Here is a 24,318-nt window from a genome sequence, read left to right as displayed (position 1 = left end):
TACAGGATCAGATATCAAGATCAGACTGGCCGGATTCATGAAGCACTTGCGCAGACTGGCCCCCATCATCATGTCCTGATCCGCCACGAGAGGGTTGTGCAACCAGGTTCCGGCCCGCCGCCTCTCCCCATTCACGAACAGATTCGAATACTTGAAAGTGAGAACGAAGCTCTGCGGCAGGAAATCAACCGTCTAACGGTCGGTTCAGATTCACGCAGTTCGCCCTCCTAAAGCACTCGCTCGCATTCAAGACTTGTCTGTAAGAGCTGTCCAGAGCTCTAGCCCGGCCTTGACGAGAGCTGGACTTCGTCAAACTTGCCTCTAATCCTCTTCATGGAGCCCCAGCGTCTTTCGAATCTTGGTGACATGACGCGAACGCGAAGGTTGCCGACGCAGAGGCTAGTGCCTGCCAGGGATCCTCAGGGGAGCGCACGCATCCTGCTTGCTGTTTCCGGCATCTTGCCGGGAACGTCAGTCAGCGCATGACATCGGGTCCCATTGACGTGGGGGTGTTGATGGCGGTGGGGAGAAAGCAGATGCTGTCGGCCTACCCACCTGATCATCATTCTGGGAGGCACCCAACGTTGACTCGCTTAGGGCTCGTCCAACGTTGGGCTGTGTTAGAGATCCCCGCTGGGGATCAACTTCGATCTGGGGCGGCCGCCTCAAGGTGGCTCCCTGGCGGCCACCCCAAAAAACGCGCGCGGCTGGTCCGTTCTCCTCCCGTCGACAACTACAGGGCGATGGATGGTTGGCGATCAAACACCAGTGGGCGGATATCTGGGGCGTGAGCCCGCCACGAGGGCACAGCAGAAGTGATTTCCTGGGAGACCAGCATCAAACACACCATAAACTTACCTCGAACCCAAAAACTGACGCACTGACGCACTGACCTACCGCTTCACCTCATCCTCCGCATGCCCGTGAGGATGCAGGTGACTGACCGTTTCTTTCAATCCAGCGAAATCAATGGGATGCGAAGGAGCGTGATAGGGCTCCGCCTTCGCGTGACGGCGCAGCACATAGGTGCGGGCAAGCTGGTCACCCCAGCGCTGTTGACCATCAATGGCCAGGAGGATGAACTCCACCACCGGAGCCAGGGGTATGAGCGTGATGCCGGTACGGATGGCACACTGCATGTAGGAACAGGGATGGCGAGTCTCCGCATCCACCACCCGCAGTCCCAGCAGGCGCTTGCCCAATGCCGCTCCGCCAAAGACCGCGTCGCCGAACAACCGGTAGCCCAAAACGGCGAACATGCTGCAAAAGAGCATCAGCACCTCCACATTCCCACCTGGGTTTAGCATCACCGGCAACATCATTGCCCCAAACATCACCGCCAAATCAATGAGATGCGCCACCACCCGTTGGGCAACAGACGCGGTTTCCAGTTCAGTCGGTTTGATGATCTCAGTCATGGGGAAAATCGCAGGTGGCAGGGCATTGCTATCTGATCACGGGCAACGGCCTAACACACGATAGGCCCTCCCCCGCTGACCTTTTTCATCGCCGATTCTCTACAGATTGGCGGCATGTTGCAGCAATTTTGTTGCCTACACTCCGAAACCACCCTTGAAACCCTCAGCCCTTCTTCTTTGCCCGCTGTCTCTTTTTCCGCGCGGGTGGTGGCGGAGGGTTGCCCTGTAGCACCTCTGTTCGGGCGAGGAAATCCCCCAGACGTCGACGCTTGTTTACCAAAAGTAGGAACACATCCGCCGGACCGATGAAGGGGATGAAAATCGGCAACGCCCTCACCACAGACTGTCCCAACCCGCAGGGATGCCCCGTTGAGCTGGCCACCACCCGAATGCCCATGCGTCTCTTTCCCACCCCCTGGCCTTGCCTGAATCCATCCACCAGCAGCCGGTAGGCGAGCGCCGCCAGGCCTCCCAGAACTCGCATGGCTCCTGCGAGATGGCTGCTCACATTCTCCATCATTGCCGCAAGAATCACAAACACGAGCATCAGCGCCACCATGATGCAGCTATCAATAAAATGAGCCGCCAACCGCTGGTAAAGCGTGGCAATCTCGGCATCCGAACGGGCTTTTCTTCGCATGGTGGGGTCCCACCGTCCCACCGACCGCCCAGGGAATCCATCACCAAGTGACAAAGGTTTCGCGAGGAAGGAGTTGATTTTTTCCGTCCATGCGCGTTGCTAGCCGCGCCGGAGGGTCCGGCAATGCATGTCAGTACACCTAGTGCCCCGTTGGCAGCGCACCGTGTTGCGCTGGTTTTTAGAGCGACAACTCCGAAAAGGAGTGCGTTCTCTGCCCTGTCCCCAGTGCCAGGGAGATATTCCCACCCCCCATCGGTTGAGCGATGATATCCTGTGGGAGGCAGTCGTTACCTGTCCAGCATGCGGTCATGCGTGCTCCGTCCTGGAAACCGCCTCCTACCGCCACAAGAGCGTCAAAGAAGAATTTGCCGGGGAGCACATAGAAGAGAGCCCTCCAGCCACCTCGCACATCCATCACGAGCACAACGGGGCAACTCACACCTGGACGCTGCCCGCGCCCAAGAGTTGGAACCCGCTGCTCAGGTTCGGCACCCTTTGGACGGCGTTCTGCGCCTTCGTCGCGTTTGCCGTTCTCTCTTCTGAAAAAGCCGCCAGTCAGGGGTACGCACCTCCCCTGATCGCGGTGGGGTTTGTCCTGCTCGGCGTCGGACTGCTCATCGCCGGCATGCTCCAGAGTTTCTCAAGCCATGTCTTGTCGCTGGATGCTTCGGGACTGGTCCACGAGAGAAACGTGTTTGGCTCCACCAAACGCCAGTTTCTTCCCCGTGAGGACATCGTCAGCGTGGAGTTGGAGCGCCTGTACTCCCAGAACCGTCGTCCCGTCTATGTGATCGAAATCAAGGGTCAATCAGGGAGGATTCGGTTCGGAAGCGCGCTCCCTCCCAACGAAAAATCAGGGCTCTGCGGCGATCTTCGTCGCACCCTCCTTGGGCAGCGACGGGACCCCATCTCGTCAGAGGTGACAACCACAGACAGCGCCGGGTCAGCACCAGCACCCCGCATAGTTATCGAGGCTCCCGGACAGGGATGCGTCGTTCACGTGGCCCCGGGGAACTTGGGCAAGGGGATCATGATCTTCGGCTGCGTGATCTTCGCCTTCGCGACCTTCTTGCTGATCATGGCACGGAGCCTGTGGTTGCCATTCTCGGGAACCTGGCCCCTGCCGTTGGTTCTGATTTGGAATGGCCTCTTCATCCTATGGTGCCTCAGCGTCATCCTCTTCGTGGGTTTGGGGCTGGGCACCCTTCTCACGGGTTATCGCATGCTGCGCACCCACTTCAAGATCACCGCCACTCCCCAGGCTCTACAGGTGCTGGAGAGCCATGGGAACTGGCAACATGAAACACTCGTCCCCGCCTCAGGGGTGAGGGACATCCGCACCAGCATCTATTTCACCATGGCTTCCGGTTCAGGCCCCCATAGAGCCACCAAGGTGAACCACTGCGCCCTCATCGTCCTGCAAGATCGCGTGATCAGCTTTGGCGGTGAGTGCAGTCTGCCTGAACTCACCGCCACCACGACCGCGCTCAAGCAAGCGCTGGGACATGAGTGACCTTCCCCTGACCGATCCCTGCGAGCCATCCCCGGGCCACAGCGGTTCTGCCAGCAGATCCAATCCATCCCCCATGGTCTCCCAGCAAACCTGCTGGATCCCTCCCATGAGGATCATCATTTCAGTAACAAGTCATTCATCTGACTCCTATGTCAGTCCAAACTCTGCCCCGTTGGCAGCGCGCTCTGTTGCGCTGGTTCCTCGAACGTAAAATCCGGAAAGGAAAACGCTCTCTCCCTTGTCCCCAATGCCAGGGACACGTACCCCTCCCACAACGGCTGAACGACGCCCTGTGGGACATGCTGGTGACCTGCCCCCACTGTGGCCACACGACATCGCTCATGGAAATCGCCGCAGATCGCGACAAGACTCCCGAGGACTTGCTGGGAGAAGGACGGCTCCAATCCGTCCTGCCGCCCAGTTCCAGGATCACTGTCGAAGTCAACGGCACCACCCGTACCTGGACGGTTCCAGCGAAGGGCGGATGCAGCGGCATACTTCTGTTCGGCATCATCTGGTTCCTGTTCTCTTCCTTCTTCGTGGTCTCCATGCTGTCGGCGAATAAACCGGGCGGCATTGAACTCGGAGCGATCTTGATCGTCGGCACCTTTGTTCTGATCGGCGTCGGGTTGATCTATGCCGGTTTGTGCCAATCCCACAGCTTTCACATTCTACAGGTGGATGCGGTGGAACTCATCCATGAACGACGGACGTTGGGCCGGCTGAAGCGCAGATCACTACCTCGTCAGGATATATCGAGCATCGAGCTTGTGGTCTTCTACACTGAAAACTACAAACCGGTCCACGGCATTGAAATCAAGGCTGGCCCCAGGAAGATCAAGTTTGGCAGCGCGCTGACAGCGGAGGAGAAGGCCTGGCTTTGTGAGGAACTGCGTCAAGCCGTGAGCCTCCGTCACACTGCCGCCCCCTTATCAGCATCTGCCGAGGCCCCTCTGCGCGATAACACTTCCATACTGGGCTCCGCCCCACGCTCACGGATCAAAGTGGAACGCCGGGGTCATGGCAGCGTGGTCCACATCTCTCCTGGAAAGATCGGCAAGGGCATTCTGATCATGGGGACAGTCTTCGTGGCGGTGGCCACCTTCATGATCGTGATGGGAGCACGCATGTGGATTAACTCTTCAGATGGTCCACCACTGTTCTTCAGACTCCTGTGGAACGGATTCTGCCTCTTCTGGTGCGGCGGAGTTGCCACCTTCGGCGTCATGGGACTGGGGGTCATGATCACAGGCTGGCGTATGAATCGCACGCATCACCAGATCACGGCCACGCCTGAGGCGCTGCAAGTCGTGGAAACCTGCGGAGCTACCCAGCATGAAACCCTCGTTCCCGCCGCAGAGGTTCAGGACATCCGCACCGGCATCTTCCAATCCATCCAATCCAATTCTGGAAACCAGCAGACCACCGAGGTCCAACACCGTGGCGTCATTGTCCTCAGCGACCGCGTGATTGGCTTCGGCGGAGGATGTAATCTCCAGGAACTGACGTCTGCCATTGCGGCTCTGAATCAGGCGTTGGGGAGGGGATAAGTGAGTTACCGAGGTCCGGCGAGATACGTATCCAGGCTTGTTTGAAAGGTATTAAGGCCCGAATGGCTCCCGAGAGCCCAGCCCCTTTGTGAGAGGTAAAGCCCGTCACTACGCCGAACCTTACCAGGTGGGAGCACTTTCAATACAGGGATTTCTGAGGTCGGGGCCCTAGAAGTTCATTCCGGATCACATAGGTACGGGCGAGTCTGTCGCCAAGCCGCTCCTGCCTCCCCAGCAACAGAAAGAGCAGATCAAGGACATTCAGCAGTGGGATGAAGAACAGCACGTTCCGAAGTGCACCCTGCCAGAAAGTGCAAGCTTTCCGAGTGGTTGCGTCAACGACCTTAATTCCCATCCGCCTCTTCCCAATCGCGCGCCCACCCATTGCAGCATCCCCGAAGAGCCGATACCCCACTACCAAGACCATCGTCCCTACCAATGCAGCGTTTTCCGGAAGCGGACTGTAAGAGCCCAGCTGGGTAAACATGAACATGAGAGCAAGAAAAATGGCGATCATGATCACGCCATCAATGAGATGCGCGGCCAGTCGCTCCCAGAGCGAGGCAAACTCAAAAGCGTCAGGAGAAGCGTTCTGTTCCATAGGAGGCACCAAAGCATTTCACGAACAAATGGGAACTGCCGCATCGGAGAACACTCAAGTTCTTCACTCCACTCGCGAACCAGCAGTTCAATGTCTGGCGAGCAAGCTCTAAACACAAAGCCTCCCGCACCAGCCAACAAGCGGCACCGATGCGGGAGGCTTCAAACTTAGATCTCTGTCTACAGTCTTTGCTTTCCCATCAACCCACTTCGTAGTTCACGGGCTCTTCCGTGATCACGATGTCGTGAGGATGGCTTTCCTTGAGACCGCCAGCGGTGATGCGGACGAAGCGGGCTTTGTCGCGCAGTTGCTGAAGGTTGTCCGCGCCTACGTAGCCCATGCCGGAGCGGAGGCCGCCCATGAGCTGGAAGACGACGTCGGCAAGCGGCCCCTTGTAGGGCACTCGGGCCTCGACGCCTTCAGGAACCAGTTTGCCAGAGGAGTTCTGACCGTAGCGGTCGCCTGCCCCCTTGCGCATGGCCTTGAGGGAGCCCATGCCACGGTACTCCTTGAAGGTGCGGCCCTGCCACTTGACCATGGCCCCCGGGCTTTCCGCGGTACCAGCGAGAAGTGAGCCCAACATCACCAGATCCGCGCCAGCGGCGATGGCTTTGACCACGTCACCAGAAAAACGAATCCCACCGTCAGAAATGACTGTCACACCGCGGGGGCGGCAGATTTCGGCCACCTCCTGCACCGCGCTGAACTGCGGCATGCCCACGCCGGAGATGATGCGCGTGGTACAGATAGACCCTGGTCCCACGCCCACTTTGATGGCGGAGGCACCCGCGTCGCAGAGATCCTTCGCGCCGTCTTTGGTGACCACGTTGCCAGCGACAACTGGGGTGCCGTCGCCCAGCGCTTCACGCAGTCGGCTGATCACGTTCATGACACGGGAGGTGTGTCCCGTGGCGGCATCAATGAAGATGGCATCCGCCCCTGCCGCCTGCATGGCCAGTGCGCGATCCACGCAGTCTTCGCTCACGCCCACCGCAGCACCGGCCCGGAGACGGCCCTGGCCGTCCTTGGCGGCGCTGGTGAACATCTGGCGCTTCTCGATATCCTGCTTGGTGATCAGACCAGCCAGGTGTCCGGCCGCATCCACCAGGGGAAGCTTCTCAATGCGATTGATATAGAGGATCTTGAGCGCCTCTTCCCAGTTCGTATCCGGCTCACCCACCGCCAGCTTTTCGCGAGGCGTCATCATCTTGTGTGCCGGGGTGGACTCGTCTTCGAGGTACCACATGTCACGGCTGGTCACCATGCCCACGAGAACGTTCTTTTCATCGACCACCGGGAAGCCGCTGACGCCCTTCTCCCGCATGAGGCGGGCGAGTTCGGCCAGGGTGGTGTCGGGGCGGACAGTCAGGGGCTTCTGAATGACCGTGTTCTCCGACCGCTTCACCCGGGCCACCTGCTCAGCCTGAAAGTCGATGGTGCAGGCGCGGTGGATGACTCCCATGCCACCTTCACGGGCCAGTGCGATGGCCAGTTCGCTTTCCGTGACAGTGTCCATGGCGGAGGACAGCACGGGAATGTTCAGAGGCAGCGCCTTGGTCAGCTGCGTACCCAGAAAAACTTCACCAGGAAGCACTTCACTTCTGCCAGGCAGCAGAAGCACGTCGTCGAAAGAGAGAGACAATGAGATTTCGCCCATAGGCGATGAAATTCATTTTGGCGGCCCTGTCAAACGCGAGTTTTGAGAAGGTGCACAAGATCGTCTCTCTGAGTCGATAAATTCTGGAACACTCGGTGCGGTCCCTACAACTTCGCCAGAGGATTTCCGCGGTCACTCAGCGGCAGGGCCACTCTAGCCCCCCCCAGCCGGTGGGACTCGAACGCTCCGGCCACGATTTCCACAGTAGTGCGCCCCTCTTCGCCACTGCAAAGCGGCTCTCGGTTCTCCCGGACGGCAGCGATCAGGTCTGCCGCCGCAGTGAGGTGTCCACCGACATTCTTCCCGAGGTTCGCAATCGGCTCCTGTTGGCCAATGCCACCGGTAGTGATAGGCTGCCACACTCGGGGCTCCTTCACGGGACGGAAAGGATTCCCCGGCAGGAAGTGCGCAAGGGGTTCCACATCAATGCGAAAATCGACGATGCCCTTGGTGCCGATGATCTGCAGCCCGAAAGCTGCCTCCTTCACCCCCGCATTCTGAATGGAGTCAAAATAGACCGGCATGCCGCGCTCCATCTGGTAACGGGCATGCACTTCATTCCCGGCGAGCAGACCAATGCCCTCCGCTCCTTCCGCCACGTCAGCCTTGGTGACCGGCTTGCCGTTCTGCAAAACGACGGCGGAGCACTCCAACGGTTTGCCCCCGAAGTAACAGGCCAGATTCATCACATGAGTGCCCAGCACCCAGAGGTCCAGTCCGCCCCCACGCTGGTCTTCCTTCCCACGACCGCGCATCTCCAGCACCTGGCCCACCGTGCCGTCGTCGATGAGCTTCTGCACCACAGGCAGCACAGGGTGAAAGCGGTTGCGATGAGCGATCGAAATCTTCACGTTCTTCGCCTTCGCCGCAGCCAGCACCTCATCGGCCTCGGCCAGCGTGCGAACGAACGGCTTCTCAATGTAGATGCCCTTCGCCCCCGAGTTGATCGCAGCCAGCAACATGTCGCGATGCTGGTCAACGTGACGCGGACCAATGGCCACGATGTCGGGCTTCACCGTCGCCAGCATCTTTGCGTATTCTGCAAATCCCTGCTCGCTCTTGAGCTTGAGCTTCGTCACCGCGCCAGCCAGCCCTTTTTCATCCGCATCCGCCACGCCCACGATTTCCGTCTCTGGCACTTGCAGCCACATCGTGTCCAGCCCATGCCCGTACGCACCGCGACCGGAGTGCCCGATTACCGCCACCTTCAGTTTGCCCCCCTGGGCAGCCTGAAGAGAAGGGAGGGATGCAGCAGCGGCGGAGGTGGTGGCGAGGAAGTGTCGGCGCGTCATGGTGTATGGGAGGTTGCGAACAACCACCATACGAAAGAGTCCGCCAAATATTCCAAAGTCATGCCGCTAAACCGGCCTGCAAGAGACTGCTGAATCTCCACACCAGGCGTTGACACGTTTGGCCTTCCCAGGGGTAGAGGGGGCGCGCTGTCATGTCCGCTCTCATTCTTGCGTCATCGCTTACCGTCTTTTGGTTTCTCGCAGGATTGATGCTGCCTGGATACGCCCTCCGGATCCGGTGCGCAAAATGGATCCCCTTCTCCTCCGCGGCCGGAGACACCGCAGTGCACGCCATGGCCCTCGGTCTGCTCTGGTCCACGTTGCAATTCTTCGTGGTGCATGCCCTGGCGCTGGATCTCAAAGGCCAGCCTGCGACCGCATGGCTTGTCAAACAAGGGACGGATGCGGCCTTGATCGCGTTTTGCAGCCTGTCCAGCCCAGGATTCTGGAAGAACTACATCACGCTGCTGACGGGTCTGGTGAGACAGCTTTGCCAGCCGCTCAACCTGGCAGGGATGGCCCTCGCACTGTCATTTGCCGCCTTTGCCATTTTCCAGTTCCCTTACGCTTCGGACAACGCCGCCCTGTATTGGATGGCGGGTGCGGTGATGAAGCCCGGCGTGAGCTTTCTGACGGCCCAGGGTTCACCGGGTTACATCGCCTGGCTCTACTGGCCCTCAGTGTTATTGGCTCCAACCATCCCTGCTGCCACGGTCGCAGCCGGGAGCAAACTGGTGCTCAATCTTCTGGCATTCTTTTGTTCCAAACGCCTGTGCGCCTTCCTTCCCGGTGCCAGCAGCGCATGGGCCCCGTTCGTCCTCTACATCCTTTTCCTGACGACCATGATGGGTGACTACGGGCTCTTCATCAGTGCCAAGGAGACTGCCTTCGCCGTGTTCTTCCTGTTTGCCGGAATGGCCCGATGGGTTTGGGCGGCTGCCCGGGGTGAGTCAGGCCAGGCCGGGGTGGAGGCCGGGGCCCTCTTCAGTTTGGCCTTTGGGTTTGGAGCCATCACCATCCCCTATCTGGCGGTGTTCCTCTGTCTCGTGCTTGTGCTCCAGCCTCTGATGCGGCCGGGCCGGCATCTGCTCGCCGTCGCGTGGTGGTGTGGGCTCCCCCTCTCCTTCTCACTGGCCACCATGCTGCACCAGCCTCAATGGCTTGCCGGTGTGGGCACCGTGGTTGGGATGGCAGCCCTCTGGAACCTGAACAAACCCATCGACTCCATCCTTGGCTACTGGCATCAGCGGGTTCAAGGAAAACAAGCTGGCGTGGGCCTGGCGGCACTCGTTTCCTCCATGGCAGCCTGCTGGCTGCTGCTGCCAGTGGAGTTCACGCCCTGCGCCCGCTCGCCCCTGGACGGGAAGTCGGATTTCGCGCACGTTTTCTTTTTGAACCACTGGGCGACACGTCCATATGTGGGCGCGGTGGCCCTGGCGGGCATGCTCGTGATGCTGATGCACTGGCGTCGCCAGCCCTGGCAGCCTGGCCTGGCTGCCATACTTGTATTCCCGTTTGCGGCGCTGCTGCCGTCGCTGGTCGTGGCCCATCTGCCCCACGTCCCCCTGCCTTTCCATCCCCAGCACCTCTGGGATTTGGCCAAGGATATCCCCAACTGGTGCTGGGGGCCGCTGGCCACGTTCTCCGCACTCGGAGGCCTGCTGGTTGTCGTGGATCGCGGCAGCAGGATTCTGGTCAAATCAGAACGTTGGCTGCCACCGCTCGCGGGCAGCCTGAGCTTCGTGCTTCTGGCGGCACTGGGGTGGCATCAGTTTGGCCTGGGCCGGGGCATTATGATGTTCCGCCTTGATCAAGGTGCCCATTTCAGCGACGCGGGAGGCCATCGCCATCTCGAAATGTCGCTTTATTCGAAAGCAGTCCTCAGCCAGATCAGCACCACGCTCAAGGAAGGCCCCAGCAAGCCAGCTGCCGATTTCCCTCTATTCACCTACTCGGAGGCCCCTGATAAAACGCCCTATCTCGAACTGAACGGCAGCTATATCAGGTTGGTGCCCAGCCCTCAAGGCGAAGCGCTCTCACGCACCGCCGTGCTTGAGAGCGCCGCTGAAAGAGGGTTCATCATTGCCACCCGCCAATGGCAGGAATCCACCCTGAAAGCGTTGCACCCCCAGATGTCTCTCGTTGAGCTCGTGCCTCCGGTGAAAGGCGAAGCTGGAGACAGTCTCTTCTTCTTCCGCAAGACCCCTGGCACCGCCTACCAAGTCCAGCTGGGTGAGGAACGCCTCTTTCGTCTGCCGCCCCCCACGCTGACTCAAAACCTGGGGCTACAGCCCCAGATCCACTGGGGTGACTTTGCTTCAACCAAACCCAGGACCAAAGATGGTCATCTGCTCATTTGGGGCAAACAAGAGGGCACCCTGTGGCTGAAGCTGCCCCGCAATCTGGAAGGTGAACCTGTGCTGAAGTTGCGCGTGCGGTTTATGGGAGAGAACCGCAGCCAGTCCTCCCTCACTGTCACCTCCCCGCTGCTCTCAACTCCGGTGGAACTGACGCAGACGAGCCGCTCCTTGGAATCCCCGGTGCAGCTCCCCTCTACCGGTGACCCATGGGTGCCGGTCCACTTTAAATACACGGGCGATCTCGATACGCACCCCACCCTTGGTTACCTGAAGAGCTATTACCTCGATAAACTCCTCCTGGGAGACGACATCTACCTGGAGTAAGAAGGGCCTTGTGACCTTCAAAGACGTGACCAGCGCTGGCTCGGAGGGCGACCAACCGTTAGTCTCCCCGCCCCTCAAGATGCAACCTAAATCCCCTTTTGTTAATCCTTCAGAAATCTTGTCAATCCTGTCTAAAAAAACGCCCTCTCACCCCTGACTACCAAGCCATCTCCCGCCGGTCTGAGATAAACTTCCCGGTCAGGTTCTGGGGTGCCTCTACCGCCAACCAGACAATGCTGTCCGCACCTTCCTCGGCAGACTTCGTCGCGCCAGGTCCGCCCATGTCCGTACGGCACCATCCGGGAGATACGGCGTTCACCGCCATGTGCGGGCGCGCCACCGCGAGCTGAGTGGTCACGCCATTGAGGGCCGTCTTGGAGACACTGTAGGCCGGAGCCCAGTTGCCAGGGTCGCTGAGTTGCCCGGCTCCACTGGAGACATTGACGATTCGTGGAGCCGCACTCTTCTCCAGCAGGGGCAGGAAGGCCTGAACGACCCGCCACACCCCGAGCACGTTGGTTTCCAGCGTGTGCCGTAGGACTTCCACCGGCACGGCAGCGATGTCATCTGCCCGGTCCAGCAGGACGGCGGCGTTGTTAATCAGCACATCAAGCCGGCCAGACCGTTGCTCCACTTCCGCTGCGGCGGCCTGCACCGAACCTTCATGCGTAACATCCAACGTCACGGCATGCGCCTGAGGTCCCAGAGCCTCTGCCACCTCCGCAGCTTGTCCCGCATTGCGCGCTGCCACCCATACTTCCAGCCCCTTTTCCACCAGCAACCGGGCCACCTCCCGGCCGATCCCTTTTCCAGCTCCAGTGACCAGGGCAACTGCAGGCGTCTTCATCCCGCCATTCAAGCGCGCCCAGACGCAAATGCCAATCGCCAACTTGTGCCAATCCTGCTCAAAATATCGCCGGTTACTGACGTTTCCCATGATCCGTTTGCAAACCCCGGTATCCAATCCGACAATCGCGAGCTTCCCATTTGGACTCCCATCCTCCTTCCTCAACCAACCATGCCCAAGACTGCCAAGACCAAGACTGCCGCACCCGTCGCCGAGTCCGCCGCCCCAGCGATCCGGCCGATCAAAAAGCTGATGGTGGCCAACCGGTCAGAAATCGCTATCCGCGTGATGCGGGCAGCCACGGAACTGGGCATCCGTACGGTGGCGATCTACGCCAATGAGGACCGCTTCTGCCCCCACCGCTTCAAGGCAGACGAAGCCTACCAGCTCAACACCGAAAAAGGACCGCTCGGAGCCTATCTCGACATCGAAGGCATCGTCGCCCTGGCCAAGGAAAAAGGCGTGGATGCCATCCACCCAGGCTACGGCTTTCTCTCCGAGAACCCTGACTTCGCCGCCGCCTGTGCCCGCGAAGGCATCATCTTCATCGGCCCCGATCCCAAGGTGCTGAACATGATGGGTGACAAGACCGCCGCCCGCAACGTGGCGGACAAGCTCAAGGTCCCCACCCTGCAGGGCACGCATGACCCGATCGACAACCGCAAGGAAGCCCTCTCCGCCGCCAAAAAGATCGGCTTCCCCCTCATCATCAAGGCAGCCTTCGGTGGTGGTGGTCGCGGCATGCGCGTCGTGCAGAAGCCTGAGGAACTGGAGCGCCTGCTCGACGAAGCCCAGACCGAGGCCAAGCGCGCCTTTGGCAATGGAGCCGTCTTCCTGGAGAAGTTCGTGGGCCGCGCCAAGCACATCGAAGTGCAGATCCTCGCAGACAAGCACGGCAACGTGCTGCACCTGCATGAGCGCGACTGCTCAGTGCAACGTCGCCACCAGAAGGTCATTGAGCAGGCCCCCAGCTACGGCATTGACCAGAACATCATCGACGGCCTCTGTGCCTCCGCGGTGAACATCGCCAGAGAGGTGAACTACTCTCACGCCGGCACGGTGGAATACCTCGTGGATGTGGATACCGGCGACTGGTATTTCATCGAAATGAACCCCCGCATCCAGGTGGAGCACACCGTGACGGAGGAAGTCACCGGCATCGACATCGTGCGCTGTCAGATCCTCATCGCGCAGGGGCACAAGCTTCACGAGGAGCCCATTGGCCTGCCCGCACAGGATCAGGTGGAAAAGAGCGGCTACGCCATTCAGTGCCGCATCACCACCGAGGATCCGGAAAACAACTTCACGCCAGACTTTGGCAAGATCCTCACTTACCGCAGCGCGGGCGGCTTCGGCGTACGTCTGGACGGTGCCCTGGGCACGAACAACGCCGTCATCACGCCGTACTATGACTCCATGCTGGTGAAGGTCACCACCTTCGGCCGCACCTACCAGCAGAGCCTCAGCCGGATGGACCGCGCCCTGCGCGAGTTCCGCATCCGCGGGGTGAAGACGAACATCCCCTTCCTGGAGAACGTCATCTCCAACCCCATCTTCTCGGAAGGCAAGGCCACGACCCGCTTCATCGACACCAACCCGCAGCTGTTCCAGTTTGAAAAGCGCAAAGACCGCGCCACCAAGCTCCTGAGCTACCTTGCGGATGTCACAGTGAACGGAAACCCCAATGCCAAAGGCTACAAGCCTGCCAAGGCCTTCGTCTCCGCGCCCAAAGTGGCCTACGACCACCTCACCGCTCCGCAGGAGGGCACCAAGCAGCTCCTGACCAAGCTCGGGCCGGAGAAATTCGCCGAGTGGGTGGGCAAGCAGAAGCGACTGCTCCTGACGGACACCACCATGCGCGATGCGCACCAGTCCCTCCTCGCCACCCGCGTGCGCAGCTATGACATGCTGGCCATCGCCGATGCCGTGGCGCACCGGGCACCCCAGCTCTTCTCCATGGAAATGTGGGGAGGTGCCACCTTCGACACCGCCATGCGCTTCCTGCGGGAGTGCCCCTGGGAACGCTTGCGCGATCTGCGTGAGCGCATCCCGAACATCTGCTTCCAGATGCTCTTCCGCGGCAGCAATGCGGTTGGCTACACGAACTATCCCGACAACGTGGTGCGCGGCTTCATCAAGCACGCGGCGCAGAACGGGATGGACATCTTCCGAATCTTCGACAGCCTCAACTATCTGCCGAACCTCACTGAGGCCATGCAGGCGGTCCGTGAAGAAACGCAGTCCATCTGCGAAGGCACTATCTGCTACACCGGCAACATCCTCGATCCCAAGCGCGACAAGTACTCCCTGCAGTACTATGTGAAGCTGGCCAAGGAGCTGGAAAAGATGGGAGCCCACATGCTCTGCATCAAGGACATGGCCGGCCTCTGCCGCCCCATGGCCGCCAAGAAGCTCGTCAAAGCCCTCAAGGAAGAGATCGGCATCCCCATCCACTTCCACACGCATGACACCAGCGGGCTGAACGCCAGCAGCATTCTCATGGCCGCCGAGGCGGGAGTGGACGTTTGCGATGCCGCTCTTTCCAGCCTCTCCGGCTGCACCAGCCAGCCCAACCTCAACAGCATCGTCGCCGCCCTTCAGCACACGCCACGCGACACCGGACTGGATTCTGACGCGCTTCAGGAGTTCAGCGACTACTGGGCCGCGGTTCGAGCCTTCTACAAGCCCTTCGACACCGCCGAGCCTTACGGCACCGCTGAGGTGTATCTCCATGAGATGCCCGGCGGTCAATACACCAACCTCAAGGAACAGGCCGAAAGCATGGGCATCGGGCATCGCTGGCCAGAGATCGCCCGCATGTATGCAGAGGTGAACGAGCTCTTTGGCGACATCGTCAAGGTCACCCCTTCCAGCAAAGTGGTGGGAGACATGTGCATGTTCATGGTGACCCGTGGCGTGAAGTCCGGAGAGGCGCGAAGCTACCTGCACAGCCTCCCGCCTGGCACCAGCTTCCCGGAGAGCGTCATCGACATGCTCCAGGGTGGCCTCGGCCAGCCCATGGGCGGTTGGCCTGCGGATGTGCAAAAGATCATCCTCGGCAAGCGCAAGCCCTTCACCAACCGCCCCGGCGAACGCGCCGAGAAGGTGGATCTGGCCAAGACCCGTGCCGGGCTCGCCACCAGCCTCGGGGTGGCCGAAGACGCCGTCACCGACGACGATCTGTACAGCCACCTCATGTACCCACAGGTCTTCGCAGACTTCGTGAAGTTCCGCGACTCGTACAGCGACATCAGCGTCCTGCCCACCTCGGCATACTTCTACGGGCTGAAGGACAAGGAAGAGATCACCATCAACCTCGAGGCGGGCAAAACCCTGTTCGCACGCCTGCTCAACATCACCGAGGCCGACCAGGCCGGGCAGCGCACGGCCATCTTCGAACTCAACGGCTATCCCCGCCACGTCCAGATCCGGGACAAATCTCTGGGCAAGGAAGTGAAGACCAACCTCAAGGCGGATCCGGCAGATTCGTTGCAGGTGGGTGCCCCCATGCCCGGCATGGTGGCTAGCATCGCTGTCAATCCCGGAGCCAAAGTCAAGGAAGGCGACGCCCTCCTTACGCTCGAGGCCATGAAGATGTTTACCACCGTCACCTCCCCGGTCACCGGCGTGGTGAAGGAAATCCTCGTGGCCGTGGGCAGCACGGTCGAGAGCAAGGACCTCATGGTGCGGCTGGAGAAGTAAGCGGAAGACAACTGCTCCTCATCAGTTTCAGAGAACGGCGGCCTTCACCGGGTCGCCGTTTTTTTGCGTCCATCTGTCACCTGCCTTTCCCTTCGCCCTGAGACTTCAACTGCCCACTGGGCTACTGGCTTACCGGTTCACCGAATTACTGATTTACCGAGTCACCGACCTCCCCGGTCCACGGTATGCACAACTAACGCCGCCAACACCAACCCCACCGCCACGCAGCAGACGCCGGGCCATTGCCAGTGGGCCCACGCCGTCGCCCCCAGGAAGGAACCCAACGCTCCCCCGACAAATCGCATCACCATGTAAAAGGTGTTCAGCCTGCTCCCGGCATCAGGCACGAGGGAGATGACGCGGGTCTGAGCGGCCACTTGAATGGCCTGTACTCCCAGGTCCATGAAGATCACGCCCAACACCAGCATGGGCAGGGTAAGCCAAAAGGACATGCCGACAAATGAAAGGGCAATCAGCAACAGCGAAACGGTCACCGTGAAGCGGGGGCCGCGACGGTCTGAGACCCTGCCAGCCAGCGGTGCAGCCAGTACTCCGGCCAGGCCGATCACTCCAAAGGTGCCAGCGGCCGACGCGCCCATCCCGAAACGATCCATCAGAAGGAAAGAAAGCGTGGTCCAGAACGCGGTGAAGCACCCAAACGACAAGCCGCCTACCGCAGAGGCGGTCCACAGGGCCGGAAGCCGTCCCCAGAGCTGGAACATTTCTTTCATGAACCTCCCGTAGCTCATGTGCGCCGCCACCGGAGGGCGATGAGGCAGCCCCCGGTACAAGGAAACGAGGATCACGAGCATGATCACCGCGGCCAGGACGTACACCATGCGCCAGCCGATGTGCTCCCCGACAAAGCCTGAGACGACCCTCGCCAGCAGCACTCCGCACAGCAGACCGGCCATGAGCACCCCCACCGTGCGCCCCCGTTCTTTCGGCGGAGAAAGCTCCATGCCGAAGGGAATGAGGATCTGCGCGTTCATGGTGGTGATGCCAATGAGCAGGTGCAGCCAGATCAACGTCAGCAGCCCTGGCGCGGCAGCCGTGGCGGCCAGCAGAGCTGTACACAAGCTCATGAGGAGCAAGACCACCTTGCGGCGGTTCAGCAGATCCCCCAATGGCACAAAGAGGAACAGCCCGATGCCGTAGCCGACCTGCGCCGCGGTCGCCACCAACCCGGCCTTGGAAGGGCTGGCCTGATAGGCGAGCGCGAACTTTCCCAGCAGGGGCTGGTTGTAGAAAATGTTCGCCGCCGATGCCCCACACGCTGCCGCCATCATCCACAAAGTGGATCGATGCAGGGTGACAGAAGTGCGAGAGGAGGAGGGACGGATCATCGGTTCACACGAGTTGCGTGCGTCCTCTTCTTACACCACTTCCGCAGTAGGCAAGGAGGATTTCCGAGACTGGACAGGCAGGTCTCCATCCTCGCCCTCTACAGGCCCAGCCTATGCCGCAGCGCTCTCCTTGAGCGAAGCCATGTCGATGACGAATCGATACTTCACATCGCTCTTCAGCAGCCGGTCATAGGCTTCATTCACCTGCTGAATCTTGATCAGTTCGATCTCTGACGTGATGTTGTGGGTGCCGCAGAAATCCAGCATCTCCTGAGTTTCTGCAATGCCGCCAATCAGGGACCCGGCCAGTTGACGACGCTTGAACAGCAGGCTGAAGGAAGACACCGGCAGTGGGTGCTCCGGGGCGCCCACCAACGTCAGAGTGCCGTCTCGCTTGAGCAGGTTCAGGTAGGCATTCAGATCATGTTGGGCGGACACCGCATCCAGGATAAAGTCAAAGCTCAGGGCGTGCTTGTTCATCGCGTCCTCATCCTTGGAGATGATGACCTCATCTGCGCCGAGCTTCAGAGCATCCTCCACCTTGTTCGGAGAGGTGGTGAAGAGGACGGTGTGGGCACCAAAGGCATGGGCGAACTTCAACCCCATGTGGCCCAATCCGCCCAGGCCCACGATGCCGACCTTCTGCCCTTTCTTCACGTTCCAGTGGCGTAGAGGGGAGTACGTGGTGATGCCCGCACAGAGCAGCGGAGCCACTGCAGCAAGGTCCAGATTGGCGGGAACCTTCAGAACAAAGGCTTCATCCACCACGATGCTGTCCGAGTAGCCGCCAAAGGTCTGGGTGCCGGTGTGTTTGTCAGGCCCATTGTAGGTGAATACTGGCGCTTGATCACAGTATTGCTCCTCCCCTGCCCTACAGTTTTCACATTCGCGACAGGAGTCCACCATGCAGCCCACAGCGGCCAGATCCCCCTCCTTGAACTTCGTCACACTGCCCCCCACCGCCGTCACCCGCCCTACGATCTCATGCCCGGGCACACAGGGGTAGATCGTGTTCTGCCACTCATTACGGGCCTGATGAAGATCTGAATGGCAGACCCCACAGTAAAGAACCTCCATCTGCACATCGTGGGGCTGGGGATCCCGACGTTCGAACGAATAGGAGTTCAGCGGGCTTTCGGCACTTTGGGCGGCGTAACCACGGGCAGCTTTCATAGGAGGTGCGATCGAGGAGTTCAGGAGGGATTCTGGGAAGGGGGGGGCAACCAAAGACAAAAAAGCAGACAGCTCGGTTATTGACCAGGCAAAGCTCCGGACTTCATGCTGTGGCATGAAGCCCGGAGCAGTCGGGTCAAGGTTTGCCGCCGTAGCTGACGAAATCGTCCGCATCCAGCAGGTCGAACCACGTCAGGATGTCTTCCCGCGTCTCGCTCACGGAAGACTGAAGTTTCGCGAAATAACCTTTCGTCTCCACATCCGAGGGGGTGCGCTGCTCCTGATAGGTGGTCCAGTGGGCAATCTCCCAGTCCTGGGGCTTCGTGCTGCTGTTTTGCGTGATCCAGTTCAACACCTCTTCATCGCCCGCACCGGTCGCGAGTTGCTCTTTCAGCTTCTCGGCATCGATGCCGGCGAAGGCCAGAAATCGCTGATCCAGCGGGCAGGCATAGTGGTATTCGCCATTTTTGCCGATGAGGGAGGCGCGTCCTTTGTCGAGCATTCGGGGCAGGATGACATATCCGCCAAGGCGGACTCGGGGACTGCGCGGCGGGCGCTGGGAGAGGTCAGGCGCGTGAGAGAGTGTGCTCATGGTGTGGCAATTGTCTTTGTTGCTCTTTAAGGGATCGCGATGGGATCAGGCCAGTGCTGCCACTTCTTTCAGCGTGGGATAGTCGGTGTAGCCCTTGGGTCCCTTGCCGTAGAAAGTGGAGGGATCCGGTGCGTTCAGCGGAGCATCCTGGCGGAAGCGTTCCACAAGATCGGGGTTGGCAATGAAAGCCACGCCAAAGGCCACTGCATCAGCCTCGCCAGCAGCCAGCACCTGCTCGGCCGTTTCTTTCGTAAAGCGCTCATTGGAGATGTACACGCCGCCGAAGGTCCGCTTGAGGGCCGGGCCACTGCGTTTCTCTCCCAGAGACTCGCGGGCGCAAATGAAAGCGATCCCTCGAGCTCCCAACTCTTTGGCCACATAGGCAAAGGTGGACAGTGGGTGGCTGTCCCCCATGTCATGAGCGTCTCCACGCGGAGCCAGATGCATGCCTACGCGATCTGCCCCCCACACGGAGATCACGGCGTCCGTCACCTCCAGCATGAGGCGGGCGCGATTCTCCACGCTCCCACCGTACTCGTCCGTGCGCAGGTTCGTTTTGTCTTGAAGGAACTGGTCCAAAAGGTAGCCATTGGCACCATGGATCTCCACCCCATCAAAGCCCGCCGCCTTGGCATTCTCCGCGCCTTTGCGGTAGGCCTCAATGATCCCGGGGATTTCATCAAGCTCCAGCGCGCGCGGGGTGACAAAGGCCTTCTCCGGGCGAATGAGGCTGACATGCCCAGCCGGCTGGACAGCACTGGGAGCCACGGGCAGTTCCCCGTTTAAATACACTGGGTCCGAGACACGCCCCACGTGCCAGAGCTGTAGAAGAATGCGCCCACCCTTCGCGTGAACCGCATCGGTCACGCCTTTCCAGCCTTCCACTTGGGCGTCTGACCAGATGCCCGGAGTGTCGGGATAGCCCACCCCCATAGGGGTGACGGACGTGGCTTCTGAGATGATGAGTCCCGCGTCAGCCCGCTGCGCGTAGTATTCCTGCATCATCGCGTTGGGCACCCGGCCCTCGCTGGAACGGCACCGTGTGAGCGGGGCCATGATAATGCGGTTGGGCAGCGTCCAGGCGCCGACTTGGAGAGGATCTTGAAGGGAAGGCATATGGTGATGAATTCCCAGCAAGTTCGAGCTTCGTCGAACCATGGACGCATTCTTTTGCATGAAAATACTTCCATCCATTGTCGAACCCCACGCCCAGTGGTAAATCAAACGCCCCAGAGAAATGAAGACCTACCACCATCCTCCCATGGAAGACGTCACTCTGCCTGCTGTGATGCAAGCACTGGCGGACCCGTGCCGGGTGGCGATTGTGCGGGAACTTCTCACCCGCGACGTCTCTCTGGCCTGCCACGAGGTGCCGCTGGAGGTTTCAAAAGCCACCCGCTCCCACCACTTCGACGTGCTCCGTCAGGCTGGCATCATTCACACGCAGTCAGAGGGGACCAAGTGCATGACTTCCCTCCGCAAGAAGGAGCTGGACCAGCGTTTCCCCGGGCTGCTGAAACTGGTTGAGGCTGAATTGCCCCAGTCCACCAAGTCATAACGGGGCACCGCAAGTCCCTCTGGAGGAGCTTCACCCCATCCAGCAAGTTCTGCGAAGGGTGGCCAGGCAATCAGTGCAGAGGCACATACTGATCCAGCTTTTTCCGCTGCGGCTCCGTGAGCGGCTCGAGCGTCACCCTGACATTGGGCAGTGCCTGTTTCAGGGGTTCCAGTCCCGTTACAGGAAAATCGGTTTCGTAGAGCAACAGGGTTTTCAGAGAGGGAAGCCCCTTCAGCACCTTCACCCCTTCCAGGGTGAAGCGTGCTTCACCGATCTTCAGATCCTCCAGCGTCTTTATGCCAACGAGGGTCGGCAGCGAGGCATCGCTCAGGCTGGTGGCTTTCCGGTCCTTGCCAGGGAGACGCTGCCCCAGCTTCAGAGAGCGGAGATTGGGGAGCTTGGCAATGTGGGCATTTCCTGCCTCCGTCTGATACGTGTGCCAGGTGGAGAAGTCCTTGATCTGGGAGATGGTCGCAATGGCCGCGAATCCCTCGTCACCCATGGAGATGCCTGCGACCGTCAGCCGCTCCAGTTTGGGACAGGCCTTCAAATGTCCAAAGCCCACACCAGTGAAGCCCGGCATGCCAAAGGAGGTGTGAAAGAATGACGCCTGTTTGAGGTTCCCGAAGGCGGCAAAATGCTTGAGTCCGTCATCGGTGACTTTCAAGCCATCCGTGCCGATGGCCTCAAGCTCTTTCAGTCCCGCCAGACTGGGCAGGGTTTCATCGTTCAGCCCATGGCAGCCCCCGTAGAGAGTCAGTTTCTTCAACGTCGTCACTTGGCCGATCAGCTTGAACTCCGCTGGCCCCAGCTTCTTGCAGTCCGTGATCGTAAGCTCCGTGATGGCACCGCCCTTCTCCACCAGCTTGCCACCCAATGCGATCAACTGGTCCTTCACGGCGACCGCGTTGTCTGCGGAAGCCACGATGGAAAAGACCTGTAGGACGACAATGACGGCGGCGAAGTGGCGATGCATAATTCTCACAAACGCCACTTCCCCAAATCATCCTTCACCACTTCAGCAGGGATTTGACTTCTCTGGACCACTGTCCCCCGCGATTTCTGTGACATTTGAAACAGGACGCTTTTCAACCGCGCCCAACCGGGTCGCCGTTTCGTAATCTCCTGCCATCTATGAGCGCAAAAAAGATTCTCTGTCTGGCTGGTGATTTCGTCGAAGACTACGAACTGATGGTGCCCTATCAGGCTCTCGTCATGGTGGGTCATCAGGTCGATGTCGTCTGCCCGGACAAAAAGGCTGGCGACAAGGTGCGCACGGCCATCCACGACTTTGAAGGCGACCAAACCTACTCTGAAAAGCCCGGTCACAACTTCACGCTCAATGCGACCTTTGCCGAGATCAATCCAGCTGACTATGACGCCCTGCTCATCCCCGGCGGTCGCGCCCCGGAGTACCTCCGCCTTCACGAAATCGTTCTCAACACCGTCCGTCACTTTACCGAGTCAGGTAAACCGATCGCCGCAGTCTGTCACGGCGTCCAGTTGCTCTCCGCCGCGGGTGGACTCAAAGGGCGCAAGTGCGCTGGCTACTATGCCTGCGGGCCGGAAGTGACTCTGGCTGGCGGGGAATTCCAAAACATCGCCGTGGACGGGGCTTTTGTGGAAGGCAATCTGGTCACCGCCCCCGCCTGGCCAGCCCATCCGGCCTTCCTGGCCAAGTTCCTGGAAGTGCTGGGCACCAAGATCAGCCTCTGATCACCACCAGACTCCGTCCGCCGTTTCTGAGCCGTTCCCTCCACCCGGGGAGCGGCTTTTTCATGGTGACATCTACCCCCACCGGTTCAAGGAGTCACACTCACTCAACCCTGGTCAATTATTCCCGATCCACAATTTATCGGCGATACGTATGCCGCCTGCAAACGGCCCTCTTTTTTGGTGCCAAAATGTCTCTCTATCTTTCCCCATCCTTGAATACCTCGTGACGAGAGGGAGTCGAAACCTGTGAACCAAGATGATGACTCACATGAAAACGACCCCCTCACGATATCTCACGCCAGCTCTGGCGGCCATGCTGGCGCTGGGACTGAGCGTCCCTCCTGCGGCGGAAGCGAAGAAGAAGGATGATGACCGCAGCAAGAAGAAAAGCCGGTCCAGCGTGCAGCACCGGGAAAATCGGGGCACCCCCCGGAATGCCCAAGTGGCCCGCAGGTCTGCCCCGTCTCGCAGCCACAGTTCAAAGAGCCGCGCCGTGGCCAGCAGCCGACACCGGCCGAGCCCGTCGCGAACCATTCAGCGCAAGCCTGTAAAGAAGCACATCGCATCGCGTTCTTCGTCCCGCAGTCGGGTGCCGCAGCAACGTCTGGCCTCAGCTTCCGTCCATCGCCATGACAATGATCGCAACCGTGATCACCGAGTGACAAAGAGTTCGCCTGTCAGGCGATCCTCTTCCATCTCCCAGCGCGAAAGAGATGCCAGGAGCCGTGCCATCGCCCGCAGCGCTGACCGCCATCACGACATCCGCCGCGCCCCGGTCCGCAGAGATTCGGACAGGAAGCATGTGGTGCGCAGCGACCGCGACCATGACCGCAATCGCTACGTCAGCAGCCACCGAGAACCGCGCCACAGCCACAATGTCCGCCAACGCGATCGGGGACACTATCACAGCCGTCATGAGCACCACTCGCATGACTGGTATCGCAACAACGGCTGGGACTATGACTACGACTACTACCGCGTTCATCGCCAGCACCGCTACTACAATGACCTGATGGCCACCTTTATCTTTGACACCAGCGGTCCGGCCTACAACTCAGGTTACAGCTACCCGGCACGCCCGGCCTATGATGGCTACGGATATGATCTGGAGACCCTCTATGCCGTGCAGGTAGAACTGGCCAACGCGGGCTATTACTATGGTGAGATCGACGGCCAGATCGGTCCTGGATCCCGCTCCGCCATCATCAACTACCAGCAGGACTACAACCTGCCCGTGACCGGACGCGTGGACAGTTACCTCCTCGAATCCCTGGGCATCCAGTAACGCTTGGCAGACGAATCACTTGATGAACAGGGGAAGTAGAATTGTCACTGCCCCCATCCAAGATTTAGACCATTAAACCAGTCCCGGAAAGAGTCGGCCTTGCGTCGGCTGCCCACAGGTCCAGTGCCTGTGGCCCGGGGCTGGTTCGGTTTTTGGGGAGGTGGTTGACGGTCATTCAGACATAGAGAGCTTTATGAGCCTGTCACCTCACAGCCAAAGGACAGGTGGTTCCCGTCCAGGTCCACCACCATGAAGTCCCGCATGCCATAGGGATAATCGCGAGGCTCCGCTTTGATCTGCGCCCCTCTTGCCAGAATTTCCCGGTAATAGGAATCAACCTCATCGGCAAAGATGCACACCGTGCCGCCCCCCACGGGACGCTGGTGAATGGCATGCTCACAGAGGTGCAAACTCACGTCACCGATCATGACTCCCGCGTACTCGCCAAATCGGAAATCCTCCTTGAAGCCCAGCACCTCCACGTAGTGTTGGAGTGCCACCTCCAGGTTGGACACCTGAAACACCGCGGCGGACTGTTGGGCTTTCATCGTGGCAGACAAACCGCCGAATGACTGGTTGTCAACCGGGGTGGATAAATCCGTCAGCAGGACCAAATTATACTGATCACTGCGGCGAAAGCGGATCGGTGCTCTGATCGTGCGTTTCTGCGGCGACCGAGCCGGATGACACATCCGGACTACACCCGAAGCGACGCTGCACAGTAGTCCGACGGCCCCCGTCGGT

General features: G+C 59.9%; 19 protein-coding genes. 7 read left to right on the top strand and 12 right to left on the bottom strand.

What is annotated here, in order from left to right; all coding sequences use genetic code 11:
- Positions 1-893: 893 nt before the first annotated feature.
- Both VSP_RS09395 and VSP_RS09390 read right to left on the bottom strand, forming a co-directional pair.
- On the bottom strand, positions 894-1,418 hold the full coding sequence (locus tag VSP_RS09395; protein ID WP_009960230.1) for an RDD family protein: 525 nt from the start codon (positions 1,416-1,418) through the stop codon (positions 894-896).
- 163 nt (positions 1,419-1,581) lie between these two features.
- Complete coding sequence (locus VSP_RS09390) at positions 1,582-2,058, bottom strand: RDD family protein (RefSeq protein ID WP_029190310.1); 477 nt, start codon at positions 2,056-2,058, stop codon at positions 1,582-1,584.
- Positions 2,059-2,314: 256 nt separating this feature from the next.
- On the opposite strand from VSP_RS09390, the gene VSP_RS09385 reads away from it, so the two are divergent.
- Together VSP_RS09385 and VSP_RS09375 are read left to right on the top strand one after the other, a co-directional pair.
- Positions 2,315-3,571: a hypothetical protein gene (locus VSP_RS09385; RefSeq protein ID WP_009960227.1), complete on the top strand. Its 1,257-nt coding sequence runs from the start codon at positions 2,315-2,317 to the stop codon at positions 3,569-3,571.
- A gap of 341 nt (positions 3,572-3,912) precedes the next feature.
- Positions 3,913-5,121, top strand: a complete 1,209-nt coding sequence (locus VSP_RS09375) for a hypothetical protein (protein WP_009960225.1) — start codon at positions 3,913-3,915, stop codon at positions 5,119-5,121.
- Positions 5,122-5,260: 139 nt separating this feature from the next.
- Here VSP_RS09375 and VSP_RS34685 read toward each other — a convergent pair whose 3' ends face one another.
- The 3 genes from VSP_RS34685 to VSP_RS09360 all read right to left on the bottom strand — a co-directional run bounded on the left by VSP_RS34685 (position 5,261) and on the right by VSP_RS09360 (position 8,671).
- The gene (locus VSP_RS34685) at positions 5,261-5,722 is read right to left on the bottom strand and encodes an RDD family protein (RefSeq protein ID WP_009960224.1); all 462 of its coding nucleotides are present in this window, start codon (positions 5,720-5,722) and stop codon (positions 5,261-5,263) included.
- A gap of 199 nt (positions 5,723-5,921) precedes the next feature.
- Positions 5,922-7,379, bottom strand: coding sequence for an IMP dehydrogenase (guaB, locus tag VSP_RS09365; protein WP_009960223.1), 1,458 nt, complete (start codon positions 7,377-7,379; stop codon positions 5,922-5,924).
- A gap of 104 nt (positions 7,380-7,483) precedes the next feature.
- A complete protein-coding gene (locus VSP_RS09360) occupies positions 7,484-8,671 on the bottom strand; it encodes a Gfo/Idh/MocA family protein (protein ID WP_029190309.1) in 1,188 nt (395 codons plus the stop codon).
- 152 nt (positions 8,672-8,823) lie between these two features.
- On the opposite strand from VSP_RS09360, the gene VSP_RS09355 reads away from it, so the two are divergent.
- Complete coding sequence (locus tag VSP_RS09355) at positions 8,824-11,355, top strand: hypothetical protein (protein ID WP_157210813.1); 2,532 nt, start codon at positions 8,824-8,826, stop codon at positions 11,353-11,355.
- Between the two features lie 157 nt (positions 11,356-11,512).
- On the opposite strand, the gene VSP_RS09350 is transcribed toward VSP_RS09355, so the two are convergent.
- Positions 11,513-12,202, bottom strand: coding sequence for an SDR family NAD(P)-dependent oxidoreductase (locus tag VSP_RS09350; protein ID WP_029190308.1), 690 nt, complete (start codon positions 12,200-12,202; stop codon positions 11,513-11,515).
- Positions 12,203-12,373: 171 nt separating this feature from the next.
- On the opposite strand from VSP_RS09350, the gene VSP_RS09345 reads away from it, so the two are divergent.
- Positions 12,374-15,904 (top strand): pyruvate carboxylase, encoded by a 3,531-nt coding sequence (locus tag VSP_RS09345; protein ID WP_009960218.1) that lies wholly within the window; start codon positions 12,374-12,376, stop codon positions 15,902-15,904.
- A gap of 161 nt (positions 15,905-16,065) precedes the next feature.
- Here the strand turns inward: VSP_RS09345 and VSP_RS09340 are convergent, their stop codons facing one another.
- From VSP_RS09340 to VSP_RS09325, 4 genes are all read right to left on the bottom strand, one after another.
- Positions 16,066-17,250 carry an MFS transporter gene (locus VSP_RS09340; protein WP_029190306.1) on the bottom strand — a complete coding sequence of 395 codons (1,185 nt, stop codon included), beginning with the start codon at positions 17,248-17,250 and terminating at the stop codon, positions 16,066-16,068.
- A 111-nt stretch (positions 17,251-17,361) separates the two neighbouring features.
- Positions 17,362-18,423, bottom strand: a complete 1,062-nt coding sequence (locus tag VSP_RS09335) for an NAD(P)-dependent alcohol dehydrogenase (protein WP_009960216.1) — start codon at positions 18,421-18,423, stop codon at positions 17,362-17,364.
- Positions 18,424-18,559: 136 nt separating this feature from the next.
- The gene (locus VSP_RS09330; RefSeq protein WP_029190305.1) at positions 18,560-19,015 is read right to left on the bottom strand and encodes a DUF5069 domain-containing protein; all 456 of its coding nucleotides are present in this window, start codon (positions 19,013-19,015) and stop codon (positions 18,560-18,562) included.
- Positions 19,016-19,060: 45 nt separating this feature from the next.
- Positions 19,061-20,131, bottom strand: a complete 1,071-nt coding sequence (locus VSP_RS09325) for an alkene reductase (protein WP_009960213.1) — start codon at positions 20,129-20,131, stop codon at positions 19,061-19,063.
- 145 nt (positions 20,132-20,276) lie between these two features.
- Between VSP_RS09325 and VSP_RS09320 the strand changes: the two genes are divergently transcribed.
- The gene (locus VSP_RS09320) at positions 20,277-20,573 is read left to right on the top strand and encodes an ArsR/SmtB family transcription factor (RefSeq protein ID WP_198141353.1); all 297 of its coding nucleotides are present in this window, start codon (positions 20,277-20,279) and stop codon (positions 20,571-20,573) included.
- Positions 20,574-20,643: 70 nt separating this feature from the next.
- On the opposite strand, the gene VSP_RS09315 is transcribed toward VSP_RS09320, so the two are convergent.
- Entirely contained in the window at positions 20,644-21,549 is a 906-nt protein-coding gene (locus tag VSP_RS09315) for a hypothetical protein (protein WP_009960210.1), read from the bottom strand.
- A 158-nt stretch (positions 21,550-21,707) separates the two neighbouring features.
- Here VSP_RS09315 and VSP_RS09310 point away from each other — a divergent pair, with 158 nt between their 5' ends.
- Both VSP_RS09310 and VSP_RS42975 read left to right on the top strand, forming a co-directional pair.
- Positions 21,708-22,289, top strand: a complete 582-nt coding sequence (locus VSP_RS09310) for a DJ-1/PfpI family protein (protein ID WP_009960208.1) — start codon at positions 21,708-21,710, stop codon at positions 22,287-22,289.
- A gap of 268 nt (positions 22,290-22,557) precedes the next feature.
- Complete coding sequence (locus VSP_RS42975) at positions 22,558-23,574, top strand: peptidoglycan-binding domain-containing protein (RefSeq protein WP_198141352.1); 1,017 nt, start codon at positions 22,558-22,560, stop codon at positions 23,572-23,574.
- Positions 23,575-23,765: 191 nt separating this feature from the next.
- Here VSP_RS42975 and VSP_RS09300 read toward each other — a convergent pair whose 3' ends face one another.
- Complete coding sequence (locus tag VSP_RS09300; protein ID WP_009960206.1) at positions 23,766-24,122, bottom strand: glyoxalase superfamily protein; 357 nt, start codon at positions 24,120-24,122, stop codon at positions 23,766-23,768.
- Positions 24,123-24,318: the final 196 nt, after the last annotated feature.

The organism is Verrucomicrobium spinosum DSM 4136 = JCM 18804 (genome assembly GCF_000172155.1).
GTDB lineage: Bacteria > Verrucomicrobiota > Verrucomicrobiia > Verrucomicrobiales > Verrucomicrobiaceae > Verrucomicrobium > Verrucomicrobium spinosum.
Note: the sequence above shows the minus strand (reverse complement) of the source record. Positions and strands in the feature narration are given on the sequence as shown.